The sequence below is a fragment of the Candidatus Hydrogenedentota bacterium genome, assembly GCA_035416745.1.
Classification (GTDB): Bacteria; Hydrogenedentota; Hydrogenedentia; order Hydrogenedentales; family SLHB01; genus UBA2224.
In genome coordinates this window covers 1-15,036 of sequence record DAOLNV010000110.1, presented here as the reverse complement: position 1 = coordinate 15,036, position 15,036 = coordinate 1, and the positions used below count along the sequence as shown (strand labels likewise).

Sequence of the window (15,036 nt, the reverse complement as noted above, 5' to 3'; positions counted from 1 at the left end):
ATTCGGTCGCGGTATTCGATTTGCTCAGGTCGGATATGTTCGTCAAAGCGGGCGTGCCGGAATTCGCGCACACGGTGCGATACCATGGTCAAGAACATTCTCCGGGAGCATGGGATTGAGTCGGCACCCGAACGCGGGCGCAAGACCACGTGGAAGACGTTTCTCAAGGCGCACTGGGAAGTGCTTGCCGCAGTGGACTTCACCACAGTCGAAGTGTGGACGCGGGGTGGGGATCATACCGCGGGTCTCGTTCGTCATTCACACGTTTGACCAACCCATGTCAAAGACCCATCTGGAAATCAGAAAGTCAATATTCTAAGCTGGTTACAGAGAAGACGTAACGCACATGCCCTCCCGAACCCGTCACCGACCCCCGTGGACTGATCTGCCGGGCCGAGCATATTATGGAGAGGAGGAGTGCTCCAGATGGTCGAACCTGGCCTCAGCAGTTTGCTTAAATGCCCATCGACGACAGTTCCATCGCAGTCGGGTGCGGTCGTCTACACTCCCGAATCCGTTCGATCTCGCTGACGGTAGCCCTGGGCCGCGACAGCGTGGAGGAGAATGCATAGCATGAACGCCGTGGCTCCGGTGCTTCTAGCCTAAGAAAGGAGACCCGGGCAATCCTCCGATTGGGGTTGGGATAAGACATACGAGGATACACCAATGATGAATTTGGCTTCACTATCATTACTGACCGCCGTCGTGATCCTTTCGGCAGCAACGACATCCGACGCCCAAGCCGACAAGAGAGTACTCCTCGACCATGCAATGATCGTGACCCGTTCGGACGAGCCGTCTTTCATACAGTATGGCATACAGGATCTGGCGCGCTATCTGAAGGAACTGACCGGAGACCGGGTTCCTGTGGTTACCTCGGCCGACAACACTACGGGGGTGCGGATCGTGGTGGGAACGGATTCGGTCAAAAAGTTCTTTCCGCAGAGTATCCCCGGCGAAGACCTTGGCAGTGAGGGATACGTGCTCCGCGCCGCATCCAAAGACGGCGCCGACTATGTCCTTGCCACTGGCTCCACCCCACGGGGGACGAAGATCGCTTTGGGGCTGCTCATGAAGAAGATTCAATCCGAGAGGACATCGGCGTTTGTACCGGCTGGGCTCGACGTATCTGGCAAGCCGGCCTTTGCCAAGCGCGGCATGCACTTCAATGGCTGGGCCATCAATTACCCGTACACGTTTCGGTCTTGGACGGAAGAGGACTGGCAACGCTACCTGGACATGCTGTCGTACCAGGGCGTGAATCTGTTCTACCTCTGGCCATTCATCGAGATCATGCCCGTTCCGCTCTCCCCCGAAGACGAGGCTTACTTGGAGGAGTCTCGGCGGGTCGTTGATTACGCGCAGACGAAGCACGGCATGGAAGTATGGCTCATGCAGTGCACCAACCGCGTCGCCAAAGACCGTTGTGGTGTGGCCGACCCCAGACAGCGCCCCTACTGGAGACCTTCGCAGGAGGACCTCAACCCCGGCGATCCCGAACACTTCAAGGCCATCATGGCGTCGCGCGAGGCCATGTATCGCATCATCAACAACGCCGACGGGGTTTGCAATATCGACTCCGATCCCGGTTTCCTCGCCGAAGGTACTTTTGACGACTACAACAAGGTCCTGCTGGGATGCCGGGCGTTGCTCGATCGTCACAATCTCAACGGAGAACAGACCAAGCTCATTAACTGGATGCTCTGGGGTTGGGGACGCAGGGAGAAGATCCAGTTCGAAGGCTTGGTGGACCATCAACGACTCGCCCTGCGGGCCTTGATACAAGGAGGTCCAAAACCGTTGTGGCTGATCTCCGGGCAGTTCCCCGAGTATCTGCCCATGTGTCGCGACGAAGGGCTGATATCCAGAACCGTGTATCTCCCCTACGGCATCATCGAACGCGAGCCCGGCTATCCGGTCACCAATGTGGAGATCGACGCGGTCCGTGGAATCTTCAACGGCCCGGATGCGAAGTCTCCCGACGTGGCCGGAATCATGGGGAACGTGCAGACACCCCTGCTCCAGTTTCCAAACCTGTTCTACTTCACATCATCAATGTGTGATTCTAACTACGCCAATGTTTCTGAAAAAGACGTCCTGTTGGAGGTTTCCGGCCACCTGTTTCCCGACCATAGACAACTCCTGGCCGACAGCTATCTGGCTCTAAAAGAAGACGACCCCGTCAAGATTGAAGAGCTTGTCGCCCAACTTGACAAGATCGTGCAGAACGACACATTCGGCCGGCCGGGCGTCTTTGGACGCAAGCTGTTTCCTAATCACCGCATCGTGGCCGAGAGCGTGCTTCTGCAACTGCGGATGCGTGCAGCGCACAGGAGACTTCTGGCAGGTGTGACGTCGACCACACCGAAGGCGGAGTGCGAGAAGCTGTTGTGCGACTACCTCGAGGCCTATCTTGCTTGGGACACGACCCATGGCTGGCACAATATCTTCGGCTGGCAAGCATGGCAGTTGGCCGCTTTCCCTTACGGCGCAATCGCCGGCGAACTGCGCAAGAACCTCAGTACCGACTCCGAGGTGAATGATTTCTTCGCTGAAGTCGCCGCGTCATTGTCCGCCACCTATGACGCCGACATCGTCCGGCAAGGCTGTATCGAGCCGTTCAAGTCGGCTGTGTTTGCGGCAAAGCCAGAAGAGACTGAGGTGAAGTAGCGCATCTTTCCGGGATGGTCGATTGGACCAATCGCGAAATGGACGGACGGCCGAGTCGACACAGGATCACAGTTATGGAATTCAGCATTGGCTATCAATTCAAGGGGGCGCGACTCGAGGTTGGACGATCCTGGATACCTATGACGCCCGCAGCGCCTTGAACCCCGGCATGGAGATCTGGCTCACTGCCAAGACAGAGCCAGAATGGCTGCAGATCAAAGCGAATGTCGCTCAGGCAAAACGCTGTAAAAGACACCCCTTCGGCGATTACTATCCCTTGACCAACCAACAGCGCGATCAAACGGCTTGGAGCGCATACCACAATGGGAGAGTGTCATGAAGAAAGAGCCAATCGGCTTGATTTGCGCGGCCTGTGCCGGCGCTAGAACTTTATTCCTACTGAGTTGTTACGTGGCTGTGGCAGCATCTACTGTTGCGGCCATCGCCGAAGAGAGTGCGAACGAAATCTTGACATTCACAGCTAACTCGCAATGGAAGGTGGTGGACACATCCGACGTGCTCGTAAAGGCGGGCAGCGCCTTGGACTTGAGCGCGGTGACCGCCGTGCCGTTGGTGGACGGACCGTCTGCAGGGAGTAAACGGTTGCCGCGGCTCGTCATCGGGTCCTCTGGGAAACTGGTCGCCAGAGGCAGGCCCGAAAATCCGGTCAGATTGAAAGGTTTTATATTCCATGTGGTGAATGATGAGGCCATGAGTGTTGATGGTTTCGGCTGGTTTGGCGCGGGCGCAACGTGGAAAGAGGATGTGGACCGCTATGTCCGATTGTGCAGGATTCAGGGGTACAATCTCTTTCGAATATTCGATATAGACCTAATGTCGCCGCACGAGAGCTTAAACATCGATCCGGAACTGCTCGACAAGGTTGATTACCTGATCAGCCAAATGGGCCAACAAGGGATCTACCTGCATCTGACCTTGCTTGGTTACGGGCTTTTTCAGCCGGTATCTCCTCCCCTGAAGTACAATCCTGAAGTCCAAGGCCGAGAATGCGACTTCAAGGCGCGGATGTATTTGGGGGATTCCGAAATGCGCAGGACCTGGCTCTATGCGGCTGAGACTCTGATGAACCACGTCAATCCCTACACGGGATTGGCGTGGAAGGACGATCCGGTCATTGCCTGCATCGAACCCTATAATGAACAGGAATCGGGACTGCTGGCCCGTTTCATTACGTCCGAGGCAATCATAGGAACGATGAACCAGCGATTCCGCCAATGGCTGGGGGCTAAGTATCAAATGCCGGAAACCCTGGCCAAGGCATGGGGAGACGACGCCATTACCTCTTTCGACCAAGTGGCGGTGCCGGCGCGGAACCTTTCGTTCGTGTTGCCGTATTACGCATGGACCGGAATAGGATCGAGTCCAAGCGATCAAGACTTTGTACTCTTCTGCAATGAACTGGCCGGCGAAAACATCGCTTGGTACGCGGCCAATCTCAAGCGCATCGGCTACGATGGATTGGTAGGCCATTATAGCCTGCCAAATTGGTGGGGAGACCATGCAGCACGATACGAATACTCAACGATGGCGATCAGAAATCAGTTCTTTGCGTTTCCACCCGGGGATTGGCGTGGAGGTTCTGGAGTAGTCTGCCCGCAAAACAGCTCGCTGGGCGACGCCGCGGCTTATTTGCGTATCATGTTCGGTGCGAAATTTGCGGACCGGCCATTCTGTGCGACCGAATACAACCATTGCTTCTGGAACCAGTATCAACGTGAGTTCGGACTCGTCCTTGGCGCCTATTCCGCGTTTCAAGGATTCGATGCGATGGTTTATGCTTCCGCTCCCGTCGTGTTCGAGGCAAAACGCCTCGGTTCCTTCCAGCCCGAGGGCTCTCCGGTAACCCGGGCCTGTGAATTCCTTTTCACGTGCCTGTTTGTGCGCGGTGATGTGAAGACGTCAGCCCATCGGGTTGAGCTTCAAGTGCCGCAGTCCGTCCTGGGTGAGTTCAAGCAAGCCTCGACAGAGCAGACCAAACTCGGGTTGATGAGTGGTTTCACCATCTCGTTCCCCGGTGCGCAACGTCCGGAGGGAGTCGCGCTGCCTGCAGAGCCAGACATAATTGTCACTCCTGCAGGCGGCGTGAAAATCCGCCAGGGCGCCAAATGGACTGTCGAGGTCGCCGATGCCGAGAAGGCCAGCCTTTCGCTCGATGCCCTGGTCGGCCGAATGAAGCGCAGCGGACTTCTCCCGGAGGCGAACATCAGCGAGCCCTCAAAGGGAGTATTTCAGAGCGATACTGGTGAGATCACGATGCGGGCCGAGGAGAATCTCCTCAAGATGGCCACGCGTTTCAGCGAGGCCGTGACCTTGGAGGGCGGCCGCGGCGAGTCGGTCGGGCGGCTGGAGGTGATCGGCAGCGATACTCCGGCCATGGTTGGCGTTTGCGCCGTGGACGGGAAGGATCTCGCGGAAAGCCGGCGGATGGTCCTGCTCTATACGACCGAGACCGCCAACACCGGCATGGTGGTGACGCCCGATCGTACGAAGATGTTCAACTACGGCACGTTGCCGGTGTTGATGAAGGTTGGGCGTCTGGACGCGACGTTACAGAACGCCCACGGAGAAAACATGGCCCTTTATGCGCTTGGCCTAAATGGGGCGCGTCGGGAACGTTTGCCGCTTGCCCGGGGGGATGGTCGGCTCAAGATCCATCTCGACACCGCGAGTCTGAAGCACGGCCCAACCGCGTTCTTCGAGCTCACCGTCGACTGAGCCTGGCGCTTGTCCTTCCTGAATATCCGTTGTGGTTGGGGAAAACCTGTCCTTATTGATGGACAAGCACTTACAACGGTTGCTTCGTCTTCTGTTTTCGCCGATTCGCGACGTATTTGTTACTCTTTCCACTTCATGAAATCTCGTCGTTGGATGCGTGATCGGAGTGGAAATGATTGAATTCATTAGACTGTGTACAAGCTTCTTGGCGGGGGTGTTGAAGTCTCGCGCGGGGCTGCAAGCCGAGAACCTCGCGTTGCGGCATCGGTTGTGCGTGTACCAGCGGAGTGTCAAGAGGACGAAGGTGAAGCCGGCTGATTGTATTCTTTGGAGTCTTCTGGCAAAGGCTTGGATGAGATGGAAGGACGCACTGATCTTTGCGAAGCCTGACACGGTCATTCGTTGGCAGCGCAAGCGCTTCAACGCGCATTGGAGGAAGTTGTCTCAGTCCGGCGAGCCCCGCCGACCGCCCATCCCAGGCGACGCCAAACAACCGATCCGAACCGTGTCGTCGATGAATCCGACGTGGGGGCAGACCAAACTCCCGGTCACCTCCTGACTATCGCCGCCGCCCAATCCTCCGGCAGCCGCAGCTCCGTGTACGTTTTGCCGTCCTTCTCAACGAGCGGCGCCGGGTAACTGGCCACTTCGCACCCACTGTCGTTGAACACATGTGTCTCATGCGCCGAACGGTCGCCCCACCCAAACAGCCCGCTCACCTTCGTCAAGATCCGTTCGCGCCCCACAACGTACCCCCCGTGCAACTCCACCGGCGTGAACGGGTACATGTAATGCGTGAACGCCACGTGCGTCGGGATCACCGTCACATCGTTGTACCAGTGATAAACGCATCCGTAATCCAGCGCTGCCAGCATCGTTCCGTACGCGTCCTTTTCCGACCGTTCCGTCAGATGGTCACCGAGCGCGATGGGGGAGTAGAGGTGCGCTTGCGTGCAGTTCGTGATGCTCCCCGTCTCGACAAAGCACGGAAACTTCAGCGCGGCCAGTTCCCGCGTGAACGGCACGCCGTTGCCAACGATTGGCCCGCGCGCCAAGATCTTCTTCGCCAGCGCCAGCCGCCACGGAGCCGACAACAGGGTCACAGACGACTTCAGCCGCACAAGCTTCATCGTCGTCGAATCAATGTCGCCCGAGACCCCGTCCCACGGCTCGCCATAATGATAATTCCAGCGGCTGTACTCGTGCTCATCCCAGTACACCCCGTCTGCCTTGATCTGGTCCAGGATCTGGTCGACATTCTTCGCAATCTCGGGACCATACGAGTTCGTTTCCGTCGGGAAAAAGATCCGGTCCCACGGCTCCCCGTAATCCGCTTGCTTGCCGTCCGCTAGCAGCACTCGCGCGTCCGCAAACCGCTCCGGCGAATCATCGAGTATGTCGATGAAATTGTGGAAATAGATCATCGTTTTGGTGCCCGGCACAAGACGCTTCCACCGCTCGAGCATTTGCGCGATCTGGTCAACCGGCAACTGCTGGCAATAGACCCCGTGCGTGTAGTATCCCTTGTACCTGGGATACTCCACCGACGCGCACACATAATACGCGTCCTTGAACCGGATGAAATTGCTGAACTGCTCATCCGTCCATTTGTCCGTGATCGGCTCCGTCCGCAAGAACGCGAACCCGCCTGGTATCGTGAAATTCGCATCCGCCAACCGGCGCGCCGCGTTCAAAAACTCCCAATAGTCCCCGTGCCGCGTCGGGACGATCGCCCATTCCGCCGTGTACGATGCCCCCGGACGCAGCACAAGGTTGTTGTCGCCAATGCCCGCGATTCCCGGCGCGCAATACTTGCGAACATGAACCCGGAACACATCGTCCAGTGAAATCAGCCCAACTCCGCCCGCGTCCGCCTCCGCGTACGTCGTCGGGTTGGAAGACTCTGATATGGACGCCGACGCTGACGCCTGTTCCAGCCCGCCGATCCAAACCTTCTCCAAACGGTCGCCAAGAACCGCTTCATGCCTGTGCATGATGGGAAGGTTGTCGGTGGTCAGGTTCGTGAGCGTATCATAAACCACTACGCTCTCCGCATTCCGCTCGGTCCGCCGCTCAAGCCGGAAATACGCGTTGCTCCCGTGAACCCATTCGCCTGCGGGGGTCGAGAACGCGCTCTGCACAACAACGCCCATGGCCTCGGTCTTCACCTCAATCTTCCCATCCGCCGGTTCGCCAACCGCAAACGCCGTTTCATTCTTTGCGTCGGGCTCATACACCGGCAGCGGACCTTCCGGCGGGCCCGCTTTCGCGCGCCACGCCGCGGTCGGCTCGCGGAACACTACGGCGCAGTCGCCAAGCACAAGCGGGTTCTCCACGGTCGACACATGCTCGAACAACAGCGCGTTCTTTCCCTCCTTCGCCAGGTCCGTGATCCGCAGTTCAAACAGGCACGCCTTGTACCCCTCCAACAAACCGTAATGCGGGTCCGAATCCGGACTCTCAAAATCCGGACAATAAAAAGTGGAGAAGAGATCACCTGCCACCATCGAATAAACGTTTCCGCCCCGCGATTTCACTCGCAAAGGCTTGTTTAACAGACGGTCCGCGTCCAGCGCCGTCCCGTTCAGCGTGATGCGAAGCGCATTGTTGTACCCCGCTACCTGCGGCGTATCCAGACGCGCCTTCAAGACAAGCACGGCCTCTTTCCCCTCCGGCGGCGCCGCCAGGTCAACATCAAAAGCCCGCCTTTCCCCGCGCGGGATCGTCGCGTCGTCAAACACCCCTATCGGCAACCTTTCTGTCGCCAACGCAACCGCCGAAACCAATACCAACGCAGCAATAACCAGTCTGTTCATGGGCAATACCTCATCCTTGGCAAAACGTATGATAACACGCCGTGATGAAATACCCGGACATGCGGGCGCCCCGTCTTAGTCTATGGCTTCGGCCCGTGTTCGACAGGCGTGACCTGCGAGTCCTGTAACCCCGTAAATTCCGACAGGATATCCTGATTCAAGTGGCGCCGTGTTTTCCGAGCAGCTATTATCCTGTCCGGCAACATCAAGGAACGTTTTGCGGGACAGAAGAATGACAACGTGCATCTCTGTGCTCTGTACTCTTGGCTTCGTGCTGTTCGTTCCGGCACTGCCGGAACAAAACCCCATTCAGGCGAACGCTTTCATGTTTCCCTCGACCGGGGTTTCAGTTGCTCGCCAGGCTGTTTTGCTCAGTGTCGATGACTTATCTTTGCCGTTGAAAAACAACCTGCGGTGTACTTTGTCAAAGCCAGTTGTCCGGCCTGAACCCGTGCTCACTCCCAGCCGGAACAACCCCAACGCCTCCGATCGTCTGGCCGCCCATTTCTATGGCACAATCCTTTTTGACCAAGACAAGTTCCGCATGTGGTACTACGCGTGTCACACAAGACGTAATCCTGACTGTCCGGACGCGCTCAAGGCTCAGGCGGAACGATGGAAAGAGGACGTCTTTCCGGGTTCACTGTGTTATGCGGAGAGTGTGGATGGCCTTCACTGGGAAGAACCCAATCTGCCTCAACTGCTGTTCAAGGGGTCGCGGGACAATAATGCGTTGGCTTTGCCCAGTGCCCTCACCGGCGACGCATGTGTGATCAAGGATGAGGATGGTCCCGATCCGACCCGGCGCTATAAGCTCGCCTATTGGTCGCAGTTCGGCCCGTATGACTATCCCACGATGAGGCTTGCCATCAGCAACGACGGATTGGCGTTCCGCGAACCTGGAAGAGGCCACGTTTGGCTGCGAGCGACTGATTCTCCCGCAACGCCTGTCCCCCGCAGAGCATTGCCCCCCGTGCTCTGTCAAGCCAACGGGATTCTGAATGTAGGTGACGAAACCCGCATTTACCACGGTCGTTGGCGTAATTCCCACTACGGCAAAGAGGGCACGAGCCCTGAAGACTACTGGGGGCGCTACTGAAATGGATTGAGCACCAATAAAGCAAGACCGGCCGAAGTCAATGATGATAATATGCCGCAACAAGCCCTGACTCGCTGAACACACATCAAAACGGAGAACGCGAAGGAGACTTGATGTATGCGCGCAAGATGGCTGCTTATTCGTTTCACTCTTCTTACGACCTGCTTTCTCCCCCGTGCTTCCGCTGTCTCGCCGACGGCCGATGAAATGACAGAAGCCCAACACTGGATTGCGGCTGGCTTAGCGGGCGGTTTGACCGCCAAGCCCATGTTCTCGTTCATGTACGATGGCAAACCCGTTAGCGAACTCCTGACGGCTTGCGAGTTCAAACAGGGGAAGCGGCAGCTCGACGACCAACGAGCGGAACGCACCCTCACGTGGACCGACTCGAAAACGGGGCTTGAAGTACGTTGTGTGTCGGTCGAGTATGCCGACTTCCCGGTCGTTGAATGGACAATCTATTTACGCAACGCCGGGAAGGAGGACACGCCGCTCATCGAGAACATCCAAGCCTTGGATGCTCGGTGGGAACGATCTGATGGGGGGGAGTTCGTATTGCGGGGCATCAAGGGCGACTACTGCGTACCGGACAGCTATGAGCCGTATGAAATGACGCTGGGCCCGAATGCCACGCAGAAATTCGCGCCTGAGGGCGGACGTCCCACGAACAAGGCGTTTCCCTGCTACAATCTCGCGATGCCCGGCGGCGGCGTGATTATCGCCGTCGGTTGGCCCGGACAATGGGCGACGAGTTTCACTCGCAACAGCGAAAAGGGCATTCAAGTCGTCGCTGGCCAGGAGTTGACGCATCTGCGGCTGAAACCCGGCGAAGAGATTCGCACGCCGCTGATCGCGTTGCTTTTCTGGAAAGGTTCGGACCCCGTGCGGGCGCAGAACCTCTGGCGGCGATGGATGCTGGCGCACAACGTGCCCAAACCGGGCGGAAAGCCCGTGCCGCCCATACTGATCATGTGCACCACGGATTTCTATCCGGGCCTGCGGAGCAACGCGGCAGATGAAATCAAATATGCCGAAGTCTACATCAACGAGGGTGTGAAGCTCGACTATTGGGTAATCGACGCCGGCTGGTACCTTTGCGACGGTCCGGGTTGGCCGAAGGTCGGCACATGGGAACCCGACCCGGATCGTTACCCCAAAGGTATGAAAGAAGTGTCTGACTACGTCCACTCCAAGGGCGTGAGATTCAGCGTGTGGTTCGAGCCTGAGCGCGTCTCGCCCGACACGTGGTTAGCGAATACGCATCCCGAATGGCTTTTCAACGGGAAAAATATCGGCGCGAACATCAGTCTGTTGAATCTTGGCAATGCGGAAGCCCGTCAGTGGCTCACCAACCACATCGACCGAATGCTGACGGAGCAAGGAATCGACCTCTATCGGCAGGATTTCAACATGGACCCGTTGGCGTTCTGGCGGAGCGGTGATTCGCCCGACCGGCAAGGCGTGAGCGAGAACCTGCACGTGCAGGGCTACCTGGCCTATTGGGATGAGTTAATCCGGCGTCATCCCGGCATGCCGATTGACAGTTGCGCCAGCGGCGGCCGACGCAATGACCTTGAGACGCTTCGACGCGGCCTACCATTGCTCCGCAGCGATTACCTTGGCGAACCTTTCTACACGCAGCAATGCCAGACGTACGGTTTGGTCCAGTGGGTCCCGTACTTTGGAAGCGGCGCGCCTTACAAAGACGACTATACAGCTCGGAGTGTCTGGTGTCCACGGTTCGCCCTCGCACGCTCTGCGCCGAGACAGGAAGGCCTCGATTGGACAGACTATCTTCGCATGGTCAAGGAGTGGCGCTCTGTGAGCGACTACTTGCTCGGCGATTTCTATCCACTGACACCGTATAGCCTGGAAGACACAGTTTGGATGGCTTGGCAGTTTGACTGTCCGGAACGTGGCGAAGGCATGGTGCAAGTGTTTCGCAGAGCGAACAGCACTGACGAATCAATCCGTGTAAAGCTCCATGGCGTGGAGGCCAGCGCCCTCTATACCCTTACAAACGTCGATACCGCCTCCATGACGGATACGACCGGCACGGAACTCATCGGTCAGGGCGTCTCAATCGTCTTGCATGACAAACCGGGATCAGCCGTGCTCATTTACCGGAAGAAGCCGTGACCGAATCACACCAAGCAGCATGTTTCCAGCGGGGGGCGAATTCGAAGCACCGAGCCCCAATCGACATACACGCAAGGAACTGGATAGAGTTTTCGTGCCGATAGTGGGAACAAGTACCCAACCGGTGTGTGATCAAAACGAGGGTGTGTGGAATGACCATCGTGTTCTTGGCGATGTCAATCGCTTCATTCAGCGCCATCACTGCACGCGAACCCGAAGACGTCTCCAGTACCTCTGAAACCGTGCAATCTTGGTTTCCAATCATTCCCTGGCCGAGCAACATAAAGCCAGGAGAAGCTAAGTTTGTGATTGATGCAGAGACCACAATCCTTGCCGACGCCTCTTCCAACCCAAACGCCAAAATGCTTGCCGAGACCATGCGGATATCTACGGGTTTCAAATTGCCCGTCTTACGGGCCGTATGGTGAGAATATTCGGTCGAGGTCCTAAGCGGTTCCGGTGCATTGGTTTGGGTCTAACGCGTGTTTGGTAGGTTAAAGCAATTGATCGGGCGCGGAAGAGCGGGCATCATACCTCTTTTCTGATTGGAAAGGAGCGTCTGACCGCATGTTGGAGTTCATTCTCAGGCCTTGGCACCTGATTGTCCTTTTTGTGGCTTCGCAGCTGAATCGCGGGCAACAACGCATCATCGAGTATCTTCAGGCGGAGAACCAAGTGCTCCGGGAGAAGCGGGGCAAGAGCTGCATCCTATTGAATGATGACCAACGCCGACGCCTGGCAGTGAAAGACAACGTCCGTGGCCGAAGGTTGCTATGTGACTTGGCTACCATCGTAACACCGAATACGATTCTGCGATGGCATCGGGAATTGGTGGCGCAGAAGTGGGATTTCAGCGCGTTGCGCAAACGGTTGGTCGGCCTCGCACCAAGCAGGAAATAGCCGATCTGATTGTGTGGATAGCGAAGAAGAATCCGATGGGGGGTTACACCCATATTGAGGGCGCGCTCCAGAATCTGGGCATCACGTTGTGCGATACCATGGTCAAGAACATTCTGCGGGAACATGGCATCGAACCGGCACCAGATCGGCAGCGGAAGACGAGGTGGAATACGTTTCTCAAAGCGCATTGAGAAGTGCTTGCTGCAGTGGACTTCACGACGGTCGAGGTATGGACGCAGGGCGGCCTCGTCACGTTCTATATCCTGGTCGCCATGCGAATATCCACACGTCGTATCGAGATCGCTGGCATCACCCCCAATCCGAATGCTGCGTGGGTACAGCAAATCGCGAGGAACCTCACCGACTGCTACGACGGCTTCCTGCGTGACAGTCGATATGTGCTGGTCGACCGAGACGCCAACTTCCTCGCGTTTTGTGGCGTGATCGAAGGCTCAGAGACGAAAGCCGTTGTGACGCCGCCCCACAGTCCGAATTTGAATGCCAATCTCGAGCGATACATGCGCTCCGTAAAATCCGAGTGCCTCAACCGGATGATCTTCTTCGGCGAACGTTCATTACGTCGCGCCCTCACGCAGTTCGAAGCACACTACCACGGCGAGCGCAACCACCAGGGACTGGACAACAACCTGATCGAAGCGGGCAGCGAGGTCGGCCAAGCGTGGGGGAGAGTGGCTTGCTGCAATCGTCTCGGCGGCATGCTTCGGTACTACTCCCGTCAAGTTGCATAAGCCAACTTCACATCAAGGCTCATTCAGTAAGGGCGAGCTACGCTTGTTCGCCGATTTGAGGCCCAAGAAATGAATCCGCCCACCCAACTACTCACGACCGCGACCGAAATTCCGTCCCCAAAACAGCACTCAACGGACTACCCAAGAATGACTTTTGATACGATCCAACTTCCTTTCCATACGGCCCCTTATGCGTTTCGAGGACCGGCAGGGCCCGACTGCATGAGTGGCGCCTTCCGTGCTGATGTATCGCCGTGGCCTCGAAGGCCGATTTCCCGTAGGTTCGCCGCTAGCTCTTGTCTCTGCTCTCTAATTCGATTGTCGCGGCGCTTGAAGCCCGACCGCGGATTCTGGTCAAATGCTAGTCAACGATAGTCATCATCACCATCAGACGCGGCAGCTTACAGTATCGTACCCGCCAGCGGCGGGCGCCACGGAAAGATCGAACGGGATTTCATGGAGGTGCATGTGTGCACGCAAACACGTTTCTCAGCATGTCTCCTTATGTCTAGCCTGGCTTGGGCCGCCCTTTCGTGGCAGAGCAGCGGCCAACCGCCGTCGGATGCGCCTTCGGCCGCGCGTGCGGTGCAGAGGTATGCCTTGGCGAATTGCGAGATCGAGATCGGGCCGCCAAGCGAGGTCGGGCGCGCCCAGGGCCATTTCTGGTTCTCTACTCTGCATCGCGTCGAGGGGCAGGATATCCTTTGCGAAGTTGTGCTCGCTGATGACAAGGCGCAAGGCCAATGGCCGGCGGCTCTGCATCTGTCGAGAGACGGTGGCGCCACGTGGAAGCCTCTCGCCCAGATCGAGTGCTACGGGCCGATTTCGATGTCCCTCGAAGCTCGGAAGCTCCTCATCATGCCTTACGAAACATGGCCGGTTTCGGAGCAGGACAAGCGGAACGCACGCGCCGACGGCACGGAAGTCGCTTTGGATGAGAACGGCACCATCCATGTGCAGCGCACGCCGATGAAATTCCTGGGATTTCCACGCGAATTGGCCGATTATCCCGGCGGGGAAGTTTATCTGTTGACGAACGGTAACATCCTGCGCCTCAAGAACGGGCCGTGGTTTACGACTTTCTACGGTAAGTTCGCGGGCGATGGCAAGGATTCCGTGTGGTCGGCCACGAGCGCGGACAACGGCTCGACGTGGCAGTATCAGGCCACGGTGGCCGAAGGCGCCACTCTGAAGGAAGCTCCAGAAGGGGCCAATGAGAGCAATTCCGTACGGCTCGCGGATGGCCGGCTGCTCTGCGTGTATCGCACAGGCAGCGACTATCACAAGAGCTACAGTGCCGACGAAGGCGCCACGTGGACGGCGCCGGAGCGCATGAACGGCGTGTTCTGCGTCGAGCCCCAGCTCGCGCGCCTCAAGAACGGCATCCTTCTGCTCTCCGGCGGTCGGCCAGGCCTCTATGTGTGGGCGTGCGCGGATGGCGAAGGCAAAATCTGGGAGCGCGTGAATCTAGCCGAGCATCACAACGCGCATGTCGCCGAGGAATCCATGCAGTACTCTCCGGATTGGTGCGGCGGGAAATGGACGGATCCTCCGGGCAGCACCTCCTACACCGGCATGGCACTCGTAGGTGACAACGAGGTCCTGGTGTGCTACGACCGCCTCGGCAATGGATGGAACGGCGCGCCTGGCCCGCTGGGAACGCACGATGCCGTGTTCTGCGTGCGTATCAAGGCGTGGCCGAACCAGCCGAAGTGAAGGCCTTGCCTTACGTGGCATCGACGGCGGCTGCCGAGAACTTGTCCTTATTAACCGACAATGACTTGCGTTAGCTGCGTTGCCCAATGCGTTTGTCACATTTCGGTTTCATTTGATAGGCGTGTACCGGACGACGATTACGGCATGCCCACGGTCTGGGTTCAGGATGACCAAAGCAAGACGTTTTCTCCTTCTGCTCCTCCTGCATTGG

Annotated in this window: 9 protein-coding genes; 8 read left to right on the top strand and 1 reads right to left on the bottom strand. The window is 57.6% G+C overall.

Annotated elements, in window-relative coordinates:
* The first annotated feature begins 666 nt into the window (after positions 1–666).
* Together PLJ71_20685 and PLJ71_20680 are read left to right on the top strand one after the other, a co-directional pair.
* Positions 667–2,670, top strand: a complete 2,004-nt coding sequence (locus PLJ71_20685; GenBank protein ID HQM51111.1) for a hypothetical protein — start codon at positions 667–669, stop codon at positions 2,668–2,670.
* Between the two features lie 411 nt (positions 2,671–3,081).
* On the top strand, positions 3,082–5,406 hold the full coding sequence (locus PLJ71_20680; protein HQM51110.1) for a hypothetical protein: 2,325 nt from the start codon (positions 3,082–3,084) through the stop codon (positions 5,404–5,406).
* 548 nt (positions 5,407–5,954) lie between these two features.
* Here PLJ71_20680 and PLJ71_20675 read toward each other — a convergent pair.
* The gene (locus tag PLJ71_20675; protein ID HQM51109.1) at positions 5,955–8,222 is read right to left on the bottom strand and encodes a hypothetical protein; all 2,268 of its coding nucleotides are present in this window, start codon (positions 8,220–8,222) and stop codon (positions 5,955–5,957) included.
* Between the two features lie 421 nt (positions 8,223–8,643).
* Here PLJ71_20675 and PLJ71_20670 point away from each other — a divergent pair, with 421 nt between their 5' ends.
* The 6 genes from PLJ71_20670 to PLJ71_20645 all read left to right on the top strand — a co-directional run bounded on the left by PLJ71_20670 (position 8,644) and on the right by PLJ71_20645 (position 14,825).
* Positions 8,644–9,321 carry a hypothetical protein gene (locus PLJ71_20670; protein ID HQM51108.1) on the top strand — a complete coding sequence of 226 codons (678 nt, stop codon included), beginning with the start codon at positions 8,644–8,646 and terminating at the stop codon, positions 9,319–9,321.
* Positions 9,322–9,438: 117 nt separating this feature from the next.
* Complete coding sequence (locus PLJ71_20665) at positions 9,439–11,460, top strand: alpha-galactosidase (GenBank protein ID HQM51107.1); 2,022 nt, start codon at positions 9,439–9,441, stop codon at positions 11,458–11,460.
* A gap of 152 nt (positions 11,461–11,612) precedes the next feature.
* Positions 11,613–11,888 carry a hypothetical protein gene (locus PLJ71_20660; GenBank protein HQM51106.1) on the top strand — a complete coding sequence of 92 codons (276 nt, stop codon included), beginning with the start codon at positions 11,613–11,615 and terminating at the stop codon, positions 11,886–11,888.
* 139 nt (positions 11,889–12,027) lie between these two features.
* Positions 12,028–12,360: a hypothetical protein gene (locus PLJ71_20655; protein ID HQM51105.1), complete on the top strand. Its 333-nt coding sequence runs from the start codon at positions 12,028–12,030 to the stop codon at positions 12,358–12,360.
* 206 nt (positions 12,361–12,566) lie between these two features.
* Entirely contained in the window at positions 12,567–13,109 is a 543-nt protein-coding gene (locus PLJ71_20650) for an integrase core domain-containing protein (protein HQM51104.1), read from the top strand.
* 504 nt (positions 13,110–13,613) lie between these two features.
* A complete protein-coding gene (locus PLJ71_20645) occupies positions 13,614–14,825 on the top strand; it encodes a sialidase family protein (GenBank protein ID HQM51103.1) in 1,212 nt (403 codons plus the stop codon).
* The last annotated feature ends 211 nt before the right edge of the window (positions 14,826–15,036 follow it).

Bases quoted from the DNA above. Each gene is read 5' to 3' on its own strand.
- PLJ71_20665 (HQM51107.1), top strand. From the start codon at position 9,439: ATGCGCGCAAGATGGCTGCTTATTCGTTTCACTCTTCTTACGACCTGC.
- PLJ71_20655 (HQM51105.1), top strand. From the start codon at position 12,028: ATGTTGGAGTTCATTCTCAGGCCTTGGCACCTGATTGTCCTTTTTGTG.
- PLJ71_20675 (HQM51109.1), bottom strand. From the start codon at position 8,222: ATGAACAGACTGGTTATTGCTGCGTTGGTATTGGTTTCGGCGGTTGCG.
- PLJ71_20685 (HQM51111.1), top strand. From the start codon at position 667: ATGATGAATTTGGCTTCACTATCATTACTGACCGCCGTCGTGATCCTT.
- PLJ71_20645 (HQM51103.1), top strand. From the start codon at position 13,614: ATGTCTAGCCTGGCTTGGGCCGCCCTTTCGTGGCAGAGCAGCGGCCAA.
- PLJ71_20660 (HQM51106.1), top strand. From the start codon at position 11,613: ATGACCATCGTGTTCTTGGCGATGTCAATCGCTTCATTCAGCGCCATC.